Below are 22,394 nucleotides of genomic sequence, written 5' to 3'. Positions count from 1 at the left end.
GCCATGTCTGACCTGTTATCCATTGGCCTGAGCGGGCTGTCTATCGCGCGCACCAACCTGTCGGTCACCGGCCACAATATTACCAACCTGAACACGCCCGGCTATTCGCGCCAGGAAGCGCTGCAGGCAACCCGCCCTGCGCAGTTCAGCGGTGGCGGTTACATCGGCTCCGGTGCCACCGTTGTCGATATCCGGCGCATCTACAATGACTTCCTGACCAGCCAGGTACAGATAAGCACCTCGATCAACAGTGATGCCAAGGCTTACCAGAGCCAGATCGACCAGCTTGATCGCCTGCTGGGCGGCTCCACCACCGGTATCGGTCCGGGTATCGAAAAGATGTTTGCTGCCTTGCAGACCGCTGCCGAAGATCCGGCCAACATTCCGGCGCGGCAACTGGTGCTGGCGGAGGCCGAGGGTCTGACCAGTCGCTTCAATACCTTGCACAGCCAGCTGGAAACCCAGAACGGCTTTGTCAACAAGCAACTGGGTCTGGTCACCGACCAGGTCAACCGGCTGGCTGCCAGCGTCGCCGGTTACAACGACGCCATTGCCATTGCTGCCTCCAGCGGTCGTCAGCCGAACGACCTGATCGACGCCCGCGATGAAGCCATTCGTCAACTCAATACCTATATCGGCACCACGGCATCGGTACAGGATGACAACACCATCAACCTGTTTATCGGTACCGGACAACCGCTGGTGGTGGGCTCGCAAGCCTCCAGTCTTGAGGTAGTGCCGGGGCTGCGTGATCCGGGCCGTGCGGAAATTCAGCTGGTCAATGCCAGTGCCCGACAGGGCGTGACCGACCTGATTACCGGCGGCGAAATTGGCGGACTGCTGCGCTTTCGTGGTGAGGTGCTGGACGAAGCCTTCAACAGTGTCGGCCGTCTGGCGCTGTCGATTTCCTCGGAAATCAACAGCCAGCTCGGGCAGGGCCTGGATCTGCTCGGGAATGCCGGCAACCCGCTGTTTCGCGACATCAACAGTGCAGCTTTCGTTGACCAGCGCAGTCTTGCACGTATCGGCAACAGCGACGACAGCGCCCAGCTTGGCGTTACCATCAGCGATACCAGCAAGCTGACCACCTCGGACTACGCACTGGAGTTTGTCGACAACGCCGGCAACTATGCCCTGCGCCGCCTGAGTGACAACACCTTTGCCGGGCAGTACAACATCAACGATGTGCCGCCAGCCGTGATTGACGGTTTCTCGGTGGGTGCGATGGCCGGCAGCTTTGCCCAGGGTGACCGTTTCCTGCTGACGCCCACACGTAATGCCACCGCCAGTATCGGTGTTGCCATGCGCCAACCCGAGCAGCTGGCGCTGGCCAGCCCGACGACTGCCCAGGCCAATCTGCAGAATCGCGGCAATGCCGGTATCAGTCAGCCTCAGGTGATCAGCTGGAGCAATGCGCCCCAGGTGCCGCTGGACATGCCGGCGCTCAATGGGCTGTTGCCGGTGGAGCTGACCTATGACGGTGCTGGCGGTATTTCTGCGGCCAGCGGCACACTGACACCGGCCACCCTGACGCCCGGACAGCCGAACCAGCTGACCTGGACCGATCCTGGTGGTGCCTTTACCCTACAGTTCACCATCAGCGGCACACCGCAGGGCGGTGACCGGTTCACCCTGGAATACAATGCTGATACCAATGGCACCATCGGGGTATCCGACAACCGCAATGCGTTGAACCTGATCGGTCTGCAGAATCGTGCGAGCATCGGGCTGCAAGGCGGCGCGTCGGGTCTGAACTTTGTGGATGCCTATGGCTCACTGGTCCAGCGGGTTGGCACCTTTACCGCCCAGGCACGCATGGATGTGGAGGCCAGTGAGGCGGTACTGAGCCAGGCAGTGAACAACCGCGACTCGGTATCGGCAGTGAACCTGGATGAAGAGGCTTCCAATCTGATCAAGTTCGAGCAGCATTACAACGCCTCGGCGCAGCTGATTCAAGTTGCCCGCTCAGTGTTCGATACATTGATCAATACCTTCCGCTGAGGTGCATGACTATGCGCATTTCTACCTTGCAGGCATTCAATACCGGGGTCGGCGGACTGCAGAAAAACTACGCCACCCTGACCAAGACCCAGCAACAGATCAGTTCCGGCCAGCGCATTCTCACCCCGGCTGATGATCCGGTGGCATCGGTACGTTTGCTGCAGCTGGATCAGGAGGCCGGTCAGCTGCAGCAGTACAAGAACAACCAGATAGCGGCGGAAAACAGCCTGGCGCAGGAAGAGACCACACTCAATTCCGTGGTTAACATTTTGCAGCGGGTCCGGGAAATTGCCGTACAGGCGGGTAACGGTGCCCTCAATCAGCAGGACCGCATCAGCCTGGCGCAGGAACTCAAGCAGCGCGAGGATGAGCTGTACGGGCTGTTCAATTCACGCAATGCCCGTGGCGAATACCTGTTTTCCGGTAACCAGGGCAAGATTCAGCCTTTCATCCGCAACCCGGACGGCTCCTACAACTATCAGGGAGACGAAGGGCAGCGGGAGATCGCCATTGCCAGCGGCAAGATGATTGCCATCAATGACAACGGCAAATCGCTGTTTCTCGACAACCTTAACGTAAACCGGGTAACCACAGCGGCCACAGTCAATGCCGGGGGCAGCTATATCTCACGTGGCATAGTGGAAAACAAGAACAGCTTTGATACCCAGTTCCCGGCCAACGGCATCCAGATTGTTTTCACCAGCGCCACCGAATACGACGTGCTGGATGATGCGGGAAACCCGCTGGCGCCGCCGGTCAGTGGCCAGCTCAGCCCGAACGATGACAATGAGTACACCATTCGCCACGCCGGCGTAGCGGTGATTCTCAACGGCGAGCCGCAAGCCGGCGACACGTTTACCGTGGAAGCCAGTGGTGAGGAAAAACGCGGCATCCTGGATACGCTGCGCATCCTGCGTGAAGATCTGGAGAGCTCCTCGGATAACCAGACCGGCAACTACGCCACCCGTGATGCCGTTGCCGGTGCTTTGCTGAACATAGACAACGCCATGGGGACTGTTCTGACCAAGCAGACCGAGATAGGTGCGCGTTTGAATGTGGTTGATTCACGGCGCCTGGAAAACGAAAACCTGGTGCTGCTGAACCAGACCGTCCAGTCTGAGCTGCGTGACCTGGATTACGCCGAAGCACTGAGTCGCCTGAGTATGCAAACCATCCTGCTTGAAGCGTCGCAGCAGAGCTTCGTCAAGATCAACGGCTTGAGCCTGTTCAACATCCTGCGCTGACACCGACAGCTTTCCCGGCTTTGCGGGCCCGCCGACGTCAGTCGGCATAGCAGCCCAGAGGGCTGCCGGGTTTCAGCGCGGCTCCACCAGCACTCCAACCCCAGCGCACTGCTGCGCCGTGCTGGCCGAATAAATTCGGCGGTCCCAATGGCCGTGCAGTCAGCGCGCTCGCGTTCGGCCGACGACTGGTTTTCTGGGCCCGCCGACGTCAGTCGGCAGAGCAGCCCGCAGGGCTGCCGGGGTTTGTTCAGCCAGCACTATCCTTCTGTGTCGACGGCTTCCAGCGCTTCAGCAGCAGTGCATTGCTGACCACGCTGACGCTGCTGGCGGCCATCATGGCGCCGGCCATCATTGGATTGAGCAGGCCGATCGCCGCCAGCGGAATGCCCAGGCTGTTGTAGACAAAGGCCCAGAACAGGTTCTGGCGAATCTTGCGCCAGCTGTGCCGGGCGATATCCAGTGCCGCCGGCACCAGCAGCGGATCGCCGCGCATCAGCGTGATGCCGGCGCTGGCCATGGCCACATCGGTGCCGCTGGCCATCGCCATGCCGACATCTGCAGTCCCCAGCGCCGGCGCGTCATTGATGCCATCACCGACCATCGCCACCACCCGTCCCTGTTGCTGCAGCTCACGGATATGCTCGGCCTTGTCCGCCGGCAGCACCTGCGCGCGCACCTGCTCGATACCCAGCTGGCGCGCCACGCTGCTGGCGGCGGCCTGGCTGTCGCCGCTGAGCAGCCAGCTGGCAATGCCCTGGCGCTTGAGCTCGGCAATGGTCGCGGCCGAGCCTTCGCGCAGCGGATCGGCAAAGGCGATCAGCGCCAGCAGCTGCGGCTGGCCATCCACGTCACCCGCCAGCCACGACAGCGTGCGGCCCTCGGCCTCGTGCGCGGCAATCCGCTGACTGTCCGCTTCGGGGTTCAGTCCCAGCTCCTGCATCATCAGCCGGTTGCCCAGCCACAGGCGCTGGCCGGCATGCACGCCCTGACTGCCGCGCCCCGGCTGGTTGCTGGCCTGCTCGGCGTCCACCGGGGGCAGGCCGGCGGCTTCGGCATAGCTGCAGAAGGCTCTGGCCAGAGGGTGGCTGGATTGGCGTTGCAGGGCATAGGCCTGGCGCAGCGCCTGTGCCGGATCAGCCCCGGCCAGCGCCTCGAAGGCCAGCACCGCCGGGGTGCCACGGGTCAGGGTGCCGGTCTTGTCGAACACCAGGGTATCCACCCGGTGTGCCCGCTCCAGCGCCTCGGCATCGCGGATCAGAATGCCATGGCGCGCGGCCACGCCGGTGCCGACCATGATCGCGGTGGGTGTCGCCAGACCCAGAGCGCAGGGGCAGGCGATCACCAGCACGGCAATTGCATTCAGCAGTGCCTGTTCAGTCCCCACCAGCAGACTGCCAATGCTGAAGGTGAGCAGGGCGATCACCACTACCACCGGCACAAACACCGCACTGACCCGGTCAACCAGCCGCTGGATCGGCGCCTTCGAGGCCTGGGCGCTTTCCACCAGACGCATGATCTTCGCCAGCAGGGTGTCCTGTCCCAGTGCCTGCACCTCGATGATCAGCTGGCCGTCCTGATTCAGGCTGCCGGTGCTGACCTGCTGGCCGACTTCGCGGCTGACCGGCAGGCTCTCGCCGGTAAGCATGGATTCATCCACATGGCTGGTGCCGCTGCGCACCAGCCCGTCCACCGGAATCCGCTCGCCCGGCAGCACCACCACCCGGTCACCCAGGCGCAATTCGCCAACCGGCACCAGTTGATCACCCTCGCGGCTGCGCCGGCGCGCCTGATCGGGGCGCAGCTGGCCGAGCGCGCGGATCGCCTCGAGTGTCTGGCCCTTGGCGCGGCTCTCCAGATACTTGCCGAGCAGCACAAAGCAGATGATTACCGCCGAGGCTTCGTAGTACAGCACCGGCATCTGTCCGGCCGGGGTAGTGAACACATGCCAGGTGCTCAGCAGCCAGCCGGCCGAGGTGCCCATGGCCACCAGCAGGTCCATGTTGCCGGTGCGGTTGCGCAGGGCATGCCAGGCACCCTGGTAAAAGCGCGCGCCAAACACGAACTGCACGATGGACGCGAGCAACAGTTGCAGCCAGGCCGGAGTCATCAGGTCGTGCCGGCCGAGCATTTCCGGGAACATCGCAAAGGCCACCGGGGCACTCAGCACGGCAGCGATGATCAGCCGCAAGCGCTCAGCGCGCAGCGCCTGTTCGCGGCGTACGGACTCGCTGGCATCCTCGCCCTCGGCCTGCAGCCAGCGACCGGGATAGCCGGCGCTCTCCAGTGCCTGCAACAGCTGTGACTTGTCGCAGTCCGGCAGCAGGCGCACGCGGGCACGCTGGCTGGCCAGGTTGACCTCGGCGGAAATCACCCCCGGCACACCGAGCAGGGCGTTTTCCACCCGGCGCACGCAGCCGGCACAGGTCAGGTTGTCGAATTGCAGCTGGCGCTCCTCGCTGATCACCCCGTAACCGGCGCGCTGGATTGCACTGCAGGCATCCGCCAGTTGCTCCGGGCGCTGCAGTTCAAGACGCAGGCTTTCCGCCGCCAGATTGGCCTCGATGCGTCCGACGCCGGGCAAACCGCTGACCGCCTGTTCGATGCGGCGCACACAGCTGGCGCAGTTCATGCCGCTGAGCGGCAGGGTAATGCTGATCATCTTGCTTGCTCCGTGGTGCGGAGGGACATTACAAAAAGCCCATAGGCGGCTTGCCTTCGTGGCCGTCGCTGAGCTTCAGGCCGACCTTGAGAATGCGGTCATTGTCCAGCGCCGCCACCACCCACTCGTGGTCTTGCCAGACAATCTTGTCGCCCACCACCGGGTGCGGCCCGAGCTTCTGGCTGCAAAGCTGGGCCAGGGTCTTGCCCAGGTCCTCGGCCGGCACATCAAAGCCATAGAACTGGCCGATATCCGCCAGCAGGGCCTCGCCCTCGAGAATGAAATCACCGAAGAACTTGCGATTATCCAGATAACTGGGGGCCTTGGTCTTGCTGAACAGGCGTGACAGCTCCGGCAAGTGTTCTGGCCGGCCAATCACACAGAGCACATCATTCAGGTCGAGCCGGGTACTGCCGGTCGGGTGCAGCAGCTGGCTGCCACGGAACAGCGCACCGATATGGCTGTCCGGTGGCATCTTCAGGTCACGCAGTCGGGTACCGACGCACCAGTTGGCGTTGTCCAGCTGATAGACGAGGATCTCGTACTGGCTGTCGACCACCAGATCCAGACTGGTACGGTGCAGCGGTTGCGGCTGTGGCGGAATCTCTACCTTGCACAGGCGCGCCGCCAGCGGCAGGCTGGCACCCTGTATCAGCAGCGACACCAGCACCACCACAAAGGCGATATTGAACAGCAGTTCGGCATGCTCCAGACCGGCCACCAAGGGGAACAGCGCCAGCATGATCGGCACCGCACCGCGCAACCCTACCCAACTGACAAACAGCCGCTCACGCCAGTTGAACACGAAGGGCGCCAGGCACAGCAGCACGGCGAGCGGTCGTGCCACCAGAATCAGGAACAGGGCAATCGCCAGTGCCGGCAGCGCCGCATCCACCAGGCTGCTGGGTGACACCAGCAGGCCGAGCATCAGGAACAGGCCGATCTGGCTCAGCCAGGCCATGCCATCCTGCATATGCAGAATGTTCTGCAGATTGCGCAGGCGGCTGTTGCCGAGTACCAGACCGGTGAGAAATATCGCCAGAAAGCCGCTGCCGCCCAACATATTGGTCGCGGCAAAAACCAGAATCGCTCCGCTGGTGATCAACAGCGGATACAGGCCGGTGTCCAGATTGACCCGGTTGACCAGCCAGGTCAGCAGCCAGCCGCCCCCCAGTCCGACCAGCGCGCCAACGCCGAACTGCTGGACGAACAGGCCGAGCAGCGACCAGCTCAGGTCGTGCTGTCCGGCGCCGATCATTGCCACCAGGGTCACGGTAAGGAAGATCGCCATCGGGTCGTTCGACGCGGACTCGATTTCCAGTGTCGCGCCCACCCGCTGCTTCAGGTTCAGCCCCTTGCCCTGCAGCAGCGAAAACACGGCTGCGGCATCGGTAGAGCCGACAATCGCCCCGAGCAGCATGCCGGTCATCCAGTCCAGATCCAGCAGCAGGGCAGTGAATGCACCAGTGATGGCGGCGCTGATCACCACGCCAATGCTGGCCAGCGACACCGAGGGCCACAGCGCCACGCGGAAGTTGCTGACCTGGGTTCGCAGGCCGCCATCCAGCAGAATGATCGCCAGCGCCAGGCTGCCAACCATATAGGCCGCATCGGTATTGTCGAAGACGATGCCGCCAGGACCGTCCTCGCCGGCCAGCATGCCGACCACCAGAAAAATCAGCAGCAGCGGAATACCCAGTTTCGACGACATCGAGCTGGCCAGAATGCTGGTACACAGCAACAGGGTGCCAACAAGAAACAGGGTATTCATCATTTCCATCGTATAAGGGCTTCCGCAAAATGGTTGTGCCAGCGCATCTTAACATTGGCTGCAGGCAGGCGGTGTTACCGATTACAGACCGCTCAAGCCGCCCGGATGCAGGGCAAAAAGTGTAGTCTTGCCGAGAATTGGCACGGAGGAACGGGAATCATGCATCAGGCGTTGACGCAGGTATTGTTACTGCTGGTGCTGACCGTGCCTGCGATTATTCTGTTCCAGCGCCTGCGCATTCCATCCAGCCTGGCCTATCTGGCAGTTGGCGTGGTGGTGGGTGGCTATACCGCCGGCCCGGTGGTGCAGAGCGATTACCTGCAGATGATCGCCGAGTTTGGCGTGGTCTTTCTGCTGTTCACCATCGGCCTGAACTTCACTGTTGCGCAAATCTACGCTATGCGCCATGCCTTGCTCGGGCTTGGCACCGGCCAGGTGTTCCTTACCGCACTGCTGATCGGTGGCCTGGCCTGGCTGGCCGGGTTGCCACCGGCGGCCGCCTTTGTTGCCGGCGCAGTGTTTGCCCAGTCCTCCACCACCATCATCAGCCGACAACTGGCGGAGCAGGGTGAAGAGGGTACCCGGCACGGGCGTTTAGGGGTAGCCATGTCGGTGTTTCAGGATGTCACCGCTGTGCCTTTTCTGGTGATCATTCCGGTACTTGGCCTGTCAGCGGCAGGTGATCTGGGCGGCACCCTGGGCATCACCCTGTTCAAGGCGCTGCTGGCGCTGGCGCTGGTGTTGCTGGTCGGCCGCTATCTGTTGCGTCCGCTGCTGCACCAGGTGGCGATACTGCGTTCTGCCGAGCTGTTCAGCCTGAGTGTGCTGCTGGTATCGCTGGCGGCGGCCTGGACCACTCAGCAACTGGGGCTGTCGATGGCCTTCGGCGCCTTCCTTGCCGGCATGGTGCTGGGCGACACCGAATTCAGGCATCAGGTCGAGGCGACCATCCGGCCCTATCGCGATGTGCTGCTGGGGCTGTTCTTTATCAGCATCGGCATGCTGGTGCAGCCAGCCCTGTTTCCACAGATATGGCGCGAGGCACTGGTTGGTGCGCTGGCATTACTGCTGGTCAAGCTGCTGCTGGTCAGTCTGCTGGTGCGCAGTGCCGGTTTCGAGCCGCGCATGGCGCTGCGTACCGGGTTGCTGCTGGCGGTAGGCGGTGAGTTCGGTTTTGCCCTGCTGGCGATTGCCCTGGATGCTGCGGTGATCGAGCCGCTGCTGGCCCAGACCCTGCTGGCCTCGGTGCTGCTGTCGATGGTGGTGGCGCCCTTTATGATCCGCTACAACCTGCAACTGTCTGCCTGGCTGGCGGACAAGCCCCTGCCGGAGGTTGATCAGGGCCTGCGGCTCGCAGACGGGGCAGCACCGGGCAATCATGTGATTCTCTGCGGCTATGGCCGAACCGGACAGATGATCGGACACTTTCTGGATCGGGAAGGCAGTGCCTATCTGGCGCTGGATACTGACGCGGCCATGGTTGGTGAGGCGCGGCTGGCCGGGCAACCGGTTTACTACGCCGACGCGACCACACCTTCGGTGCTTGAGGCCGCCGGGCTGTCCAGTGCGCGGCTGTTGATCATCAGTCATGACGATCGTTCAGCCCTGCTGCGTACCCTGGCCTGCGTGCGCCAGCAACGGCCGGATCTGCCAATTCTGGTGCGGGCGCGGGATGAGTCCTGGGGTGATGAATTGCGTGCAATGGGCGCCAGCGAGGTGATTCCGGAAACCCTGGAGGCCGGCATTACCATGGCATCCCATGCCCTGCTGAGTCTGGGGGTGCCGCAATACCGGGTCAGCCGCTATCTGCAGGAACAGCGCAGTCAGCGTTACCCGATGCTCCGGGAGCTGTTCCGTGGGCCGCTGGATGAGGTGGTACCGGAAGGGGCGGAGACGGTCGAACGGCTGCACTCGGTGCGCCTGGAGCAGGACAGCGCCGCCTGCGGACGCCTGCTGGGTGATCTGCCGCTGGGCGCTACGCTGGTTAGCGCGCTGGTGCGCGACGGCCAGCGAACCCGTTACCCGGCCCCGGAAACCCGCCTGCAGGCGGAGGATGTACTGGTATTGCTGGGGTCCGGCGCCGAGCTGGAAAATGCCGAGCGCCGACTGACGCGCAAGTCAGACTGATCAAGCTGGCTTGATTGGATGCTCCTTTGTCAGCGCCTCGATGTGGGCGCTCAGGCCCACCGCGCGGGCCACATCCAGCTCCAGGGCAATGCCGGTCTGCAGGCTTTCGTCGAGTTTGCCGGCCTGCAGAATCGCTTGCAGTATCTCGTCCGAGCGGCGTGCCTCGACCAGAAACAGCAGAACATTGCGCGAAGCCATGAACTCCAGCCCGAAAAACGTCAGGTGCGGCTTCAGGCCACGGCCCTGGGCATTGCCGATAATGGTAGCCCCGGTGGCGCCGGCATCGCGGGCGGCATCCAGTACCTCTTCGGTACGCTCATCATCCACAAATACCATGATCAGTTTGAACTGCATGCCATCCACTCCGTGTCGGTCAGTGCTGTAATTGTTGCAGCCTATTCTGCACATTTCCTTGCCACAGATCATCTGCAGCGGGCTTCTGCGCTATAGTCGCGCGGTTATAAACGTTGCGAGGAGTAACCATGCAGGCGGATTTCTGGCACGAACGCTGGGAGAAGGGCGAAATCGGTTTTCACAAAAGCAGCATCAATCCGTTGCTGACCCGCTGGTGGCCGACACTGGCCGGGCACGCTGGCGAGGCGGTGCTGGTGCCGCTGTGCGGCAAGACCCTGGACATGTGCTGGCTGCAGCAGCAGGGCCATCCGGTAGTTGGCGTGGAGCTGTCACGCAGCGCCCTGCAGGCGTTTGCCGATGAGCAGGGTCTGTGCCTTGAGTGGCAGCGCGAAGGCGAGCGTGAGTGCCTGTCCGGCGCCGGGCTGCGCCTGCTGTGTGGCGACTTCTTCGCGCTGCAGGCGGCGGATGTCGGCGAGATTCGCCTGTGCTACGACCGCGCCGCACTGATCGCCCTGCCACCGGTGATGCGCGCCCGCTACGCCGCCCACCTGCGCGGTCTGCTGGCGCCCGGCTGGAAACTATTGCTGATCAGCCTCGACTATGACCAGCAGGAACGCGCCGGCCCGCCGTTCAGCGTGCCGGAAAAGGAGATTCGTCAGCTGTTTGCCGGTTGCCGCATCGAGCTGCTGCAGGATGACGACGTGATCGACCAGCACCCGCGCTTTCGCGAACAGGGCATGACCCGGCTGCACGAGCTGGTCTGGCTGATCAGCCAGGACTGAGACGGCGATGCTGGCTGCGCTGCTGTTGCTGATCAAACTGCTGCCACTGTATCTGACAGTGGCGCTCGGCTGGCTGGCCGGCCGCCACCTGAACGCCAGCGGCAGCCATATCGCCGGCATCATGCTGTACATCATCACCCCCGGCGTGGTGTTCAGCGGGGTGATGCATGCCGAGCTGTCGGCGGCGGTAATCGCCCTGCCATTACTGACCTTCAGCCTCTGCGCGTTGGTGGCATTCAGCAGCCTGTGGCTGGCGCGGCGCTGGCTGGGGTCGGCGGCCAGCATGATTCCGCTGGCGGTCGGCACCGGCAACACCGGCTACTTCGGCATCCCGCTGGCACTGCTGCTGTTCGGCGAGCAGGGGCTGGCGCTGTATATCGTCTGCATGCTCGGCACCACCCTGTTCGAGAACTCGCTGGGCTTCTACCTGGCCGCCCGCGGCCGCTTCGGTGTGCGCGACTGCCTGCGCAAGGTGGCCCGCCTGCCATCGCTGTATGCCTTTGCCCTGGCGGTGCTGCTGAACCTGTCAGGCGTGGGAATAGGGGAGGTGCTGCAACCCTTTTTCGACAACCTGCGCGGCGCCTACAGCATCTTCGGCATGATGCTGATCGGCATGGGCATCGGCAGCCTTGGTTCGATACTCGGCGACTGGCGCTTCACCGTCCTGACCTTCGCCGGCAAGTTCCTGCTCTGGCCGCTGCTGGCGCTGGCACTGGTCTGGCTGGACAGCCACAGCTGGCAGATCTGGAGCACCCAGGTGCACCAGGCCCTGCTGTTGATCTCGATCCTGCCGGTGGCCGCCAACACCGTGGTGATCGCCACCCTGCTGGGCAATCACCCGCGCCAGGTCGCCGGCACCACCCTGCTCAGCACCCTGTTCGCCCTGCTGTGGATCCCGCTGATGGTCGCCTGGCTGCCGGGGTTGTGAGTGGACGAAGACCGATTCATACCCACTTCACCGTGATTGCGGACTTTCGTGGGGCAAGCTATCTCGGGTTACGGTTGTTTGCGCAATCCGCACTTGTATCCTTGCGCCAGACCGTTACAATAGCGCGGCCCGCTGCCAGGCGGGTTTCGTTATGGTGGCCCCGTCGGTCCCCTCGCAACAATCAGCCGTGAACCTGGTCAGGCCCGGAAGGGAGCAGCCACAGCGGTTATATTGTGTGCCGGGGTGTGGCTGGCGGGGTCCGCCACCCAATTTCTCCCCGTATGATTTCACCTCGGCCTCAGCTGACCAGGCATCCTTGCATTCTCTCGCAATGTCGTCCGTCATTGGTTAGAGTACCGGCTTGTTCCGTGAACCGAGCGACAAGCAGACATCCATGAGCTATCAGGTACTGGCCCGCAAATGGCGGCCGCGACTGTTTCGAGAGATGGTCGGTCAGACCCATGTGCTGCAGGCACTGATCAACGCCCTCGACAACAACCGGCTGCACCATGCCTACCTGTTTACCGGAACCCGCGGTGTCGGCAAGACCACCATCGCACGCATTCTTGCCAAGTGTCTGAACTGCGAAGCAGGCGTTACCTCCGAGCCTTGCGGCCAGTGTGCCTCCTGCCGTGAAATTGACGAAGGACGCTTTGTTGATCTGATCGAAGTCGACGCTGCCAGCCGCACCAAGGTCGAAGACACCCGCGAGTTGCTGGATAATGTCCAGTACCTGCCGACCCGGGGCCGCTTCAAGGTCTACCTGATCGACGAAGTGCACATGCTTTCCGGGCACAGTTTCAACGCCCTGCTGAAAACCCTCGAGGAGCCGCCAGCCCACGTCAAGTTCCTGCTGGCTACCACCGACCCGCAAAAATTGCCGGTGACCATACTGTCGCGCTGCCTGCAGTTCGCGCTGAAGAACATGACTCCGGAAAAGATCGTCGAGCACCTGCACCATGTGCTGGGCGAGGAAGGCGTCAGCCATGAGGATGATGCGCTCTGGCAACTGGCGCGTGCCGCTGACGGCTCGATGCGTGACGCACTCAGTCTGACCGATCAGGCGATTGCCTTTGGCAATGGCCGCCTGCTGACCGAGCAGGTACACAGCATGCTCGGCAGTATCGATCGCAGCCGGGTATTCCAGTTGGTTGAGGCGCTGGCCGCAGGTGATGGTGTCGAGCTGCTGCAGCAGACCGCCGCACTTGCCGAGCAGGGCGCTGATTTCCAGGGCGTGCTGGCTGAACTGCTGAATATCCTGCAGCGGCTGGCGATTGCCCAGGTACTGCCGGAAGCGGCAGACAACAGTCAGGGCGACCGTGACCGGTTACTGCAACTGGCCGGCCGGGTCAGTGCCGAAGATGTGCAGTTGTTTTATCAGACAGGCTTGCACGGGCGCCGCGATCTGCCTCTGGCACCTGACCCGCGCGGAGGCTTCGAGATGGCCCTGCTGCGGATGCTGGCATTCCGGCCTGGTACTGCCCATGAACAGCCTGAGCCCCTAGCCTCGGGAAAGCCCGGGGGGATCAGCCAGGCCGCGGCTGAGCCCCGAACACCCGGGCCGCAGCCGGCAAGTGCTGAGGTTTCTGCCGTTGTTGCCCGGGTTGAGCCGGCGGCTGCTGCGCCAGTCAGTCCTGAGCCGCCTGCAAATTCGCCGCCACGCAGCCTGCCGGTAACCCCGCTCAAGCCCGGTACGCCCTTGCGGCCACCGCAAGAGCCGCCTGCCGAATGGCTGCAGGCTCCGATGCCCGACAGCCTGCCGGATGACGTTGAACGGGATGATGACGACCTGCAGTCAGCTGTGCCCGATTGGGCCATGCAGTCGATTCCCGATCTGTCGGAAGCAGAGCAGGTTGACCAGCAGGATGAGACAAGCGCTGTGGCAACAGCCAGCGGTATTGCCGCCGAGTGGCTGGATCTGTTCCCCCGGTTGGGGCTTGCCGGGCTGACCCAGAGCATTGCCGCCCACTGTCAGTTGATCAGCCGCGATGCAGGTCGTTGGGTGATGCATCTGGATCCCGGACACAGTTCGCTGTACAACGAAAATCACCGTCAGCGGATTGCTGCGGCAATTGCCGAGCAGATCGGCTCAAGCGTGCAGTTACAGGTTGAGGTGCAGGCACCAGACCAGGAAACGCCGGCACTGGCGGCTGCACGCAAGCGTCGTGAACGTCAGGCCGAAGCCGAACGATTGATAGAGGAAGATCCGCTGGTGCAGCAACTGATCAGCGATTTTTCCGCACATTTACTGCCGGACAGCATCCGGCCGCTTGAAACAGACAACCTTAAGTGAGGACATACCAATGATGAAAGGTGGCATGGCCGGCCTGATGAAGCAGGCCCAGCAAATGCAGGAAAAGATGCAGAAAATGCAGGAAGAACTGGCCAACGCCGAAGTCACTGGCCAGGCCGGTGCCGGCCTGGTGTCGGTGATCATGACCGGGCGGCATGACGTGCGCCGCATCAGCATCGATGACAGCCTGATGAGCGAAGACAAGGAAGTGCTGGAAGACCTGATCGCCGCTGCGGTGAACGACGCAGTGCGCCGTATCGAAAAGAACAACCAGGAAAAGATGGCTGGCATGACCGCCGGGATGAATCTGCCCGACGGTTTCAAGATGCCGTTCTGAGGCTGACCGATGAGCTTCAGTCCACTGATCCGGCAACTGATCGAAGCCCTGCGTACGCTGCCCGGGGTTGGCCCCAAGTCGGCCCAGCGTATGGCCCTGCACTTGCTGGAGCGTGACCGCTCCGGTGGCCTGCGGCTGGCTGAGGCCTTGCAGGCGGCGATGCACGGCGTGGGTTATTGCAACCGCTGCCGCAGCCTCAGCGAAACCGAGGTCTGCCGGCTGTGCACTGATCCACGGCGCGATGACAGCCTGCTGTGCATCCTGCAAAGTCCGGCGGATGTCTGGGCGGTGGAGCAGGCCGGCGGCTTCAATGGCCGTTACTTCGTGCTCAAGGGCAACCTGTCACCGATCGATGGACTGGGCCCGGACGAGATCGGTATTCCGGCCCTGCTGGCGCAACTGGAGCAGCGCGAGGTGGCCGAGGTGATTCTGGCGACCAACCCGACCGTCGAAGGCGAGGCGACCGCGCACTACATCGCCAGCCTGCTGAAGCCGCGCGGGATCCGCGTATCGCGTATCGCCCACGGTGTGCCGTTGGGGGGCGAGCTGGAGTTTATCGACGGCGGCACCCTGGCGCATGCCCTGGCCGGTCGCACACTGATCAGCTGAAGCGCGGCAGATCTTCAGGTTCATCCAGATCCCACAGGGTCTCGCCCAGCCATAGCGACAGTCCGGCCTGCTGCAATCGCAGGCGGGTATCGGCCAGCACCTGGGGATGACTCCACTGCATACCGGCAAAGGGCGCAGCATGCGGCTGGCGCAGGCCGATCAGCACATAGCCGCCGTCCTTGCTCGGCAGAATTGCACAGTCGTGCTGGCGTAGCGCCTCGGCGGCTGCCTGCAGGTGCTGGCAGCCAAGCTCCGGGCAGTCACTGCCAATCAGCAACGCGCCTTCCGGGTGCTGCGCCAGGGCATTGCCCATCCGTTGTCCCAGATCTTCGCCCTGTTGCACGCGCAACTGCAGGCCATGCTGCGTCGCCAGTCGCTGCAGCGCGGGATGCTGCGTATCCGGCGCACAATACAGCAGGCGCGGCCCCGACCAATCGGCAGTTTGTTGCAGGCAATGTTCCAGCAGGCGCAGGTACAGCGCACAGGCACCCTCGGCACCCAGCGCAGGAATCAGACGGGTTTTTACCTGTCCGGGAACCGGTGCCTTGGCGAAGATCAGCAGGGGCAGCATGTCAGCGAGTACTCCGGTAACTCTCCGCCAACCGCTCCGGTGCTACTCCCAGCCAGTACAGCAGGCGCAGCTGCCACATCAGCAATATGGTGCGCAGGGTGCCGTGCTGCTGCCAGCGGCGGCTGGAGGTGGTCAGCGGGGTGGCTATGCAGAAGGGGCGGCTGACCCGGCGCAGGCGTTTGCTCAGCTCGACATCCTCCATCAGCGGGATCTCGGCGTAGCCACCGAGCTGTTCGAACAGCCGGCGGCGCAGGAAGAGGGCCTGGTCGCCGGTGCAGACCCCGGTCAGGCGCGAGCGCAGGTTGATCATCCGGGCCACCAGTCGCAGCAGTGCCGATGAGGGTTCCAGCTGTACATCGAAACGGCCCCAGTCGGCGCCGCTGTCCTGCGCCTCTTGCAATAGCGAGATAAAACCATCGGGCAGCCGTGTATCGGCGTGCAGAAACAGCAGCCAGTCGCCCTGTGCTGCCGCCGCCCCGGTATTCATCTGTCGGGCTCGGCCCGGGCTGCTTTCAAGCAGCTGGTCGGCCAGGGGCTGGGCAAGCAGCCGGGTGGCATCCTGACTTTGGCCGTCGACAACAATCAGCTCCAGCGCGCCACGCAGTTCCTGCAGCGGCAGCAGCGCCTGGACTATGCCGGCAGCCTCATTACGTACCGGCATGACAATTGACAGCTTCACCCGCGTTTCCAGGCGTGCCAGCGTGCCACCAGGCGCAACAGGCCTTGGGGCGCGTGGGCCTTCTTCCATTCGCCGGCGGCGTACTTGTTGGCTTCGGCAAAGGTCGGGTAGCTGTGTACGCTGCCGAGGATGCTGTTCAGTCCAAGGTTGTGTTTCATTGCCAGCACATATTCCGCCAGCAACTCGCCGGCATGCGCGCCAACAATGGTGACCCCGAGGATGCGATCCTTGCCCGGCACAGTGAGGACCTTGACGAAACCTACGGCGGCCTGATCGGCAATCGCCCGGTCCAGATCGTCAATGCCGTAGCGGGTCACCTCGTAGGCGATACCCTGGGCCTGCGCCTCGTCCTCAGACAGCCCGACCCGCGCCACTTCGGGGTCGGTGAAGGTGCAGTGCGGCAGCACCCGGTAGTCGACCTTGAAGCGTTTGAGGTTGCCGAACAGGGCATTCACTGCCGCGTACCAGGCCTGATGGGCGGCGGCATGGGTGAACTGGTAGGGGCCGGTGACATCACCCACGGCGAAGATGTTCGGGAAGCGGGTGGCCAGGTATTCGTTGGTCTCCAGGGTGCCATCGGTCCGGGTCGCGAGCCCCAGCGTCTCGGCGCCATAGCCTTCGGTGTTGGCGATCCGGCCCAGCGCCAGCAGCACGCAGTCGAATTCGATGGCCAGCGTCTCGGCGCCATCCGGCGCTCGTACCAGCGCATGCGGCAGGCCATTACGCAACTCGAAGGCCTCGACCTGATGGCGCAGGCGCAGATCCACCCCGGACTGACGCAGGCTGCCGGTGACCAGTTCGCTGACGTCGCTATCCTCGCGGAGCAGCAGGCGTTCGCTGCGTTCGATCTGGATTACCTGGCTGCCGAGGCGCTGGAAGGCCAGTGCCAGCTCGCAGCCAATCGGCCCACCGCCCAGCACCAGCAGGCGTTTGGGCTGTTGGCGCAGGTTCCAGACAGTGTCCGAGGTGACCATCGGCACCTGCTCGAGTCCCGGCAAGTCCGGCACCATCGGCCGGGCGCCGGCGGCGATGATGATGTTGCGGGTGGTGATCTGCCGGCCATTCACCTCAACGGTCCAGGGCGAGGTGATCCGCGCCGCACCACTGACCACCTCGACGCCCAGCCCGGTGTAGCGTTGCACCGAGTCGTGCGGCTCGATCTGGCTGATTACGCCCTGCACCCGCTGCATCACCGCGGCAAAATCCACCGTGGCACTGGCCTGGGAGAATCCCAGTTGCGGCGCGCGGGCTACCTCGGCGGCCAGTTTGGCCGAGCGGATCAGTGCCTTGGATGGAACACAGCCGGTATTCAGGCAGTCGCCACCCATGGCGTGCTTCTCGATCAGCGTTACATCGGCCTTTACCGCAGCAGCGATATAGGCGCTGACCAGTCCGCCACTGCCGGCGCCGATCACCACCAGATTGCATTCAAAGCGCGCCGGCTTGTGCCAGCCCTGATAGACCCGCCGCGCCTTGAGCAGATCCAGCAGCCTGCGCGCCAGCAGCGGAAACAGCCCGAGCAGTACAAAAGCGCCGAGCAGGCCGGGGGAGAGGATGCCGGCCAGCGAGTCGAGCTGTCCCAGCTCGCGACCGGCATTCACATAGACCAGAGTGCCGGGCAGCATGCCGAGCTGGCTGACCCACCAGTAAGTACGCACTGGCAGCCGGGTCAGGCCCATCGCCAGATTGATCAGAAAGAACGGGAAGGCTGGCACCAGACGCAGGGCGAACAGGTAGAAGGCGCCCTCGCGTTCAACACCCCGGTCCAGCGCCTCAAGGCGTCGGCCAAAGCGGGCCTTGACCCAGTCGCGCAGCAGAAAGCGGCTGATCAGCATGGCCAGGGTGGCGCCCAGGGTCGAGGCAAAGGACACCAGCACAAAGCCCCAGAGCAGGCCGAACAGGGCGCCGGCAACCAGCGTCATCAGCGCGGCACCGGGCAGCGACAGGGCGGTTACCAGCACATACACGGCAAAAAACACGCCGGCGGCCAGCAGCAGCTGGTTGCTGACCCGGTCCTGCAGTACCGCCTGCTGGGCCTTGATCGCCTCCAGACTGAAGTGCTGGTTAAGGTCCAGGGCAAAAAAGCCGAATACCAGTGCGGCAATAAGGGCCAACAGCAGTAGTTTTTTCAGGGACATGCGATCTCCGCAGGATTACTGCTGCTGATAGAGGGCGGTGAGCTGTTCGAAACGTGCGCGGTTCAGGCCCAGGTCCGAGGTGCCGGCACGGCTGGCCGAGCGAAAATGCACCAGACCGGCCGCCTCATCCAGATAGAACTCGGCATCATCGTTGTAGCGCATCAGCGGCGTGGTAAACAGTACGCGCAGATAGTGGCCGTTCTGGCTGATGATGCGGGCACCGCCATAGCTCTCCACCGCAGCCAGAATCGCCTGCAGTGTGGTCTCGCGGTCAGACTTGAATGGCCAGGGGTCGACACGCTTGTCGGCCTGATCGGTCTGGGTCGAGACGCTGTTGGGTTTGCTGCCGAGTGGAGCGAGCTGGCCGTTGCTGTGGCCGAGGTCGGGCACCTGGGCGTTCTGCCAGTAGACGCGGGCCAGGAAGGCCAGGATCAGCAAGATGACGGCAATCAGTAGCAGCTTGAGAATTTTCATCGGGGCTCAACTCGTATTTATATTGTGTGCAATACAATAAGTGGCGCCAGTGCACCGGTCAATGCCGGGCCTGCAGCCCGGCTGCCTACAATGCCGAGTCCAGGGCGCAAAGTGTCTGGCACAGACTGAAGCCGCCAAGCAGAGCCTGTGCCAGTGGCGTAGCTGTGCCCTGCAGCAGGCGTTGACGGTAGGCCAGGGCCGCCGGGCTGCCGGTCGGCCATTGGCGGTCGAAATCCGCCAGCATGGCGTCCCGGTCATAGTTCAATGCAATGGCCTCAATCAGCAGCTCGCCGATCCGGGCCCGGTACAGGGCCGCGGGGTGGGGCGTCAGGGCAATCCGGCTGACCAGCCCGTAGTGACCGTTGGCGAAGTTCGGCATGCCGGCGGCGCCGTTGTTGATCACCGCCCAGTCGGTTTCGGCCAGTGCCGCCGGGGTGCAGGTATGACTGCAGGCCAGCACGCTGACGGTATGGCGTCGACACCAGTCGCCCAGGGCCTGCTGGCGGGCGGACTGTTGCAGGGCCTGGTGCGAGCATTGCCAGCCGGCCAGCGACTGCTCGTCGCCATGACTGATGGCCACCCGCTGGTCGCCTACCTGCACCAGCGCGGTAGCCGGCAGGGCTGCCAGGCGCGCGGCCATGCCGGGTAGTTGCGCCACGGCGGCCTGCAACCTGGCATGGATGGCGTTGGACCAGTCAACCTGCTGCTGGTCGACGCTGTCCGGGTAGGCGCAACCGCAGCCGGCACTGCTATCAGCACGACCCAGCTCGGTTTCGACATTGCCGCGCAGGCGCAGGTAAGGCTGCAGCTGCTGCTCAAGGCGGGCGAACAACGCGGGATCGCCGTCGAACCAGTGCATATCGCCGTTGAATACCACGCGCGCGTCCGGCTCGGCGGCCAGTCGTCGTTGCAGCGCCTGCAGGGCCTGCAGGTTGCCGTACAGACCCCCGACCACATACAGGCTGTCGCACTGCAATACCGGCTCGCCACTGAACGCCGCCGCGCCCAGTCGGTAATCCAGCGGGCAATCGCGTCCGGCCCTCATGCGCGCCCCCGTAACAGCCCGGGAATCAGGTAGGCAGCGGTGCACAACAGCAGGCCGTAGAGGTTGGTGCCGAGCAGCAGGGCATACTTGCCGTCGCCAATCGCCCAGCTGGACGGGATGCCACCCAGTGTCAGCGCAACCCCGAGTCCCAGGCCGGTCCAGAAGCTCAGGTGAAAGCCCAGTGCAGTGGGGCGCACCAGCCCGTGCAGCACAAATACCGGCGCCAGGCCGATAACCATTGTGCCGCTGATGGTAGTGGCCTTGAGGATGTCGGTGCCTGCCAGCATCGGCAGGTTACCGAACAGCGCGAACAGCAGCATCGCCAGCATGCCCACGGCAATCGCCTTGTGTCCCAGGTCGCGCCCGGCCAGTTGCGGCAGCTCGCGGCCAGTCAGGCGTGCCAGACTGGAAAAGGTCGAATCCAGGGTTGAACCGGCGGCTGACACCATGACCAGCGTCATCACCATCAGCGCGGCAATACCCATCGAGCGTGCCAGCTCGGCCGGCACATTGCCGGACACGCCGATGCCGACCAGATCGGCATGCACACCAATCAGGCTGAAGGCGAGGATGGCGAAGAAGCCCAGCACCCCGGCCAGCGAAAAGGCCCTGAGCATCTGGCGCTCCTCGCTGATAAAACCGCGGTCGGTCAGCACCGGATCGTGGAAGGGGTAGCTGACCAGTTGCAGGCAGGCCACCAGCAGCAGGTCAACCCCGGCATTCAGCGCCCAGTGGCTGGTACTGGCCAGCTCTGCCGGGGAGTGCTGCGGCAGTACCAGCCCGAGCACCATCAGCAGCGCGATGACGAAGATTGCAGCCTGTGCCGCATCGGTGAGTATCGAGCTGCGCAGCCCGCCGCGCAGGCTGTAGGCCAGGGTCACGCCGGTGAACAGCAGGGCAGCGAGGATAAATGCCGTGCTGCCGGCCTCGCCGTAGTAGCCGCCGACCACCGAGGTATTGCTCCAGACTTCATTGAACAGACGGATCAGGATCGCCGCCGAGAACGCCAGTGCGGCGGCGCGGCCATAGTTCGAGGTGAGGAAACTGACCAGCCCGGTGGCGCCGAAGCGCCGGCGCAGGCGGAAAATCACCAGGCCGCAGAGCGGGATCGACAACCAGTAGGTGGCATAGGCCAGCCCGCCGACCAGACCGAATTCGGCACCCAGATTGGCGGCATTGGTCACCGACTTGGCGAAAATCCAGCTGATGAAAATGCTCGCGGTAAGCAGAAAAGGTGACGCCTGACGACCCTGACTGTCCTCACCGTTGAAAAAGCTGCCGACAGTAACCGTCTTCGGCGTCATCCAGTACATCAGGGCACCGTAGACCAGCAGAAACCCCCAGAAAAATACGCCGACCAGGCCGGACATGCTGAATCCTCGTTGTTATGGACAGGTCCTGGTTCAGGCCAGCGCGCCGCCGCAGCTGGAACCCTGACCGGCGGTGCAGGCGAAACAGTGATCACGGGTGACGATCGGCTGGCCGTCCAGCGATTGTGCCAGCAGGTCGCGCAGGTGACTGCGCTCACGCGCCAGTACAGGCATCGGCAGATCCAGCATCTGGTTGAAGTCGCAATCGTACAGATAGCCCTGCCAGTCCACACTGACAGTGCTGCGGCACATCAGGCCGTCGAGGTTGTCGGCGCTGAAGTTGTCGCGCAGCAGCTGCATATAGTCATTGAACTGCCCCTTGCTCACCAGAGTGCTGCCAAAGCGCGCAATCGGCTGGTTGGTGATGGTGTGTAACTGGTTGAAGACAATTCCGAAGTCCTCCCGCAGGTGGCGCTTGTAGTCAGCCTCCAGCGCCGCCTGCGGCGGGGGCAGGCTGGGGCCTTGCGGGTTGTACACCAGATTCAGCGCAAGGCCGCTGTCCAGCTGGCCGTAGCCCAGACTGTTGAGCTGGCGCAACCCGGCAATGCTGCGCTCGAACACGCCATCGCCTCGCTGGCTGTCGACATTGTCACGCGAGTAGCAGGGCAGCGAGGCGGAGATCTGTACCTGCTGCGCGGCGAGAAAGTCGGCCAGATCCGCGTAACCGGGCTCCGACAGAATGGTCAGGTTGCAGCGGTCGATCACCGTCAGTCCGGCTGCCCTGGCGTGTTGCACCAGCTGACGAAAGCGCGGATGCATTTCCGGCGCGCCGCCGGTCAGGTCCAGGGTGTCCACCGGGTGGGCATCGATCACCGCCTGCAGCACGCCGAGCACCTCGTCGCTCATCGCTTCGCTGCGGGTCGGGCCGGCATTCACATGGCAGTGCAGGCAGCGCTGGTTGCAGCGGTAGGTCAGGTTCACCTGCAAGGTGCGCAGGGTGCTGCGCCGGATTGCAGGGAAGCTAAGGCGATCAAGCAGGGGCAGTGTGTTGTGCACGACTCAGGGTCCTTGG

The 22,394-nt window shown here is 63.5% G+C and carries 18 protein-coding genes and 1 other RNA gene; 9 read left to right on the top strand and 10 right to left on the bottom strand.

Annotated features, from left to right (window positions below):
• Positions 1 to 3 precede the first annotated feature (3 nt).
• Complete coding sequence (gene flgK, locus BMZ23_RS11520; protein WP_093477288.1) at positions 4 to 2,001, top strand: flagellar hook-associated protein FlgK; 1,998 nt, start codon at positions 4 to 6, stop codon at positions 1,999 to 2,001.
• Positions 2,002 to 2,012: 11 nt separating this feature from the next.
• Entirely contained in the window at positions 2,013 to 3,245 is a 1,233-nt protein-coding gene (flgL, locus tag BMZ23_RS11515) for a flagellar hook-associated protein FlgL (protein ID WP_093477286.1), read from the top strand.
• Positions 3,246 to 3,492: 247 nt separating this feature from the next.
• Here flgL and BMZ23_RS11510 read toward each other — a convergent pair whose 3' ends face one another.
• Positions 3,493 to 5,904: a heavy metal translocating P-type ATPase gene (locus tag BMZ23_RS11510; RefSeq protein ID WP_093477283.1), complete on the bottom strand. Its 2,412-nt coding sequence runs from the start codon at positions 5,902 to 5,904 to the stop codon at positions 3,493 to 3,495.
• 28 nt (positions 5,905 to 5,932) lie between these two features.
• Entirely contained in the window at positions 5,933 to 7,684 is a 1,752-nt protein-coding gene (locus BMZ23_RS11505) for a potassium/proton antiporter (protein WP_093477278.1), read from the bottom strand.
• Between the two features lie 150 nt (positions 7,685 to 7,834).
• On the opposite strand from BMZ23_RS11505, the gene BMZ23_RS11500 reads away from it, so the two are divergent.
• Positions 7,835 to 9,802, top strand: a complete 1,968-nt coding sequence (locus BMZ23_RS11500; protein WP_177197280.1) for a cation:proton antiporter domain-containing protein — start codon at positions 7,835 to 7,837, stop codon at positions 9,800 to 9,802.
• On the opposite strand, the gene BMZ23_RS11495 is transcribed toward BMZ23_RS11500, so the two are convergent.
• Positions 9,803 to 10,156, bottom strand: coding sequence for a P-II family nitrogen regulator (locus BMZ23_RS11495; protein ID WP_093477274.1), 354 nt, complete (start codon positions 10,154 to 10,156; stop codon positions 9,803 to 9,805).
• A 128-nt stretch (positions 10,157 to 10,284) separates the two neighbouring features.
• Between BMZ23_RS11495 and BMZ23_RS11490 the strand changes: the two genes are divergently transcribed.
• The 6 genes from BMZ23_RS11490 to recR all read left to right on the top strand — a co-directional run bounded on the left by BMZ23_RS11490 (position 10,285) and on the right by recR (position 15,105).
• Positions 10,285 to 10,938: a thiopurine S-methyltransferase gene (locus BMZ23_RS11490; RefSeq protein WP_093477270.1), complete on the top strand. Its 654-nt coding sequence runs from the start codon at positions 10,285 to 10,287 to the stop codon at positions 10,936 to 10,938.
• Positions 10,939 to 10,945: 7 nt separating this feature from the next.
• Positions 10,946 to 11,866, top strand: a complete 921-nt coding sequence (locus tag BMZ23_RS11485) for an AEC family transporter (protein ID WP_093477266.1) — start codon at positions 10,946 to 10,948, stop codon at positions 11,864 to 11,866.
• Positions 11,867 to 12,027: 161 nt separating this feature from the next.
• Positions 12,028 to 12,124: signal recognition particle sRNA small type (gene ffs, locus BMZ23_RS11480), an RNA gene on the top strand.
• Between the two features lie 136 nt (positions 12,125 to 12,260).
• Entirely contained in the window at positions 12,261 to 14,159 is a 1,899-nt protein-coding gene (gene dnaX / locus BMZ23_RS11475; protein ID WP_093477263.1) for a DNA polymerase III subunit gamma/tau, read from the top strand.
• 10 nt (positions 14,160 to 14,169) lie between these two features.
• Complete coding sequence (locus tag BMZ23_RS11470) at positions 14,170 to 14,496, top strand: YbaB/EbfC family nucleoid-associated protein (RefSeq protein ID WP_093477260.1); 327 nt, start codon at positions 14,170 to 14,172, stop codon at positions 14,494 to 14,496.
• A 9-nt stretch (positions 14,497 to 14,505) separates the two neighbouring features.
• A complete protein-coding gene (recR, locus tag BMZ23_RS11465; protein ID WP_093477257.1) occupies positions 14,506 to 15,105 on the top strand; it encodes a recombination mediator RecR in 600 nt (199 codons plus the stop codon).
• Here recR and BMZ23_RS11460 read toward each other — a convergent pair.
• From BMZ23_RS11460 to arsS, 7 genes are all read right to left on the bottom strand, one after another.
• Complete coding sequence (locus BMZ23_RS11460; RefSeq protein ID WP_093477253.1) at positions 15,098 to 15,676, bottom strand: TIGR04282 family arsenosugar biosynthesis glycosyltransferase; 579 nt, start codon at positions 15,674 to 15,676, stop codon at positions 15,098 to 15,100. The two genes, recR and BMZ23_RS11460, sit on opposite strands and share 8 nt — an antisense overlap.
• A 1-nt stretch (position 15,677) precedes the next feature.
• Positions 15,678 to 16,355: a TIGR04283 family arsenosugar biosynthesis glycosyltransferase gene (locus BMZ23_RS11455; RefSeq protein WP_342707842.1), complete on the bottom strand. Its 678-nt coding sequence runs from the start codon at positions 16,353 to 16,355 to the stop codon at positions 15,678 to 15,680.
• Positions 16,352 to 18,493: an FAD-dependent oxidoreductase gene (locus tag BMZ23_RS11450; RefSeq protein WP_093477244.1), complete on the bottom strand. Its 2,142-nt coding sequence runs from the start codon at positions 18,491 to 18,493 to the stop codon at positions 16,352 to 16,354. The genes BMZ23_RS11455 and BMZ23_RS11450 overlap by 4 nt, the downstream gene beginning before the upstream one ends.
• A gap of 15 nt (positions 18,494 to 18,508) precedes the next feature.
• Positions 18,509 to 18,967, bottom strand: a complete 459-nt coding sequence (locus BMZ23_RS11445) for a DUF1499 domain-containing protein (RefSeq protein ID WP_218143599.1) — start codon at positions 18,965 to 18,967, stop codon at positions 18,509 to 18,511.
• 85 nt (positions 18,968 to 19,052) lie between these two features.
• Positions 19,053 to 20,012, bottom strand: coding sequence for a metallophosphoesterase family protein (locus BMZ23_RS11440; protein ID WP_093477240.1), 960 nt, complete (start codon positions 20,010 to 20,012; stop codon positions 19,053 to 19,055).
• Positions 20,009 to 21,382 (bottom strand): SLC5/6 family protein, encoded by a 1,374-nt coding sequence (locus tag BMZ23_RS11435; RefSeq protein ID WP_093477237.1) that lies wholly within the window; start codon positions 21,380 to 21,382, stop codon positions 20,009 to 20,011. The genes BMZ23_RS11440 and BMZ23_RS11435 overlap by 4 nt, the downstream gene beginning before the upstream one ends.
• 33 nt (positions 21,383 to 21,415) lie before the next feature.
• Entirely contained in the window at positions 21,416 to 22,378 is a 963-nt protein-coding gene (arsS, locus tag BMZ23_RS11430; RefSeq protein ID WP_093477234.1) for an arsenosugar biosynthesis radical SAM (seleno)protein ArsS, read from the bottom strand.
• Positions 22,379 to 22,394: the final 16 nt, after the last annotated feature.

The organism is Halopseudomonas yangmingensis (genome assembly GCF_900114825.1).
Taxonomy (GTDB): Bacteria; Pseudomonadota; Gammaproteobacteria; order Pseudomonadales; family Pseudomonadaceae; genus Halopseudomonas; species Halopseudomonas yangmingensis.
The sequence above is the reverse complement of the archived record's forward strand: the minus strand, read 5'-3'. Positions and strand labels throughout refer to the sequence as shown.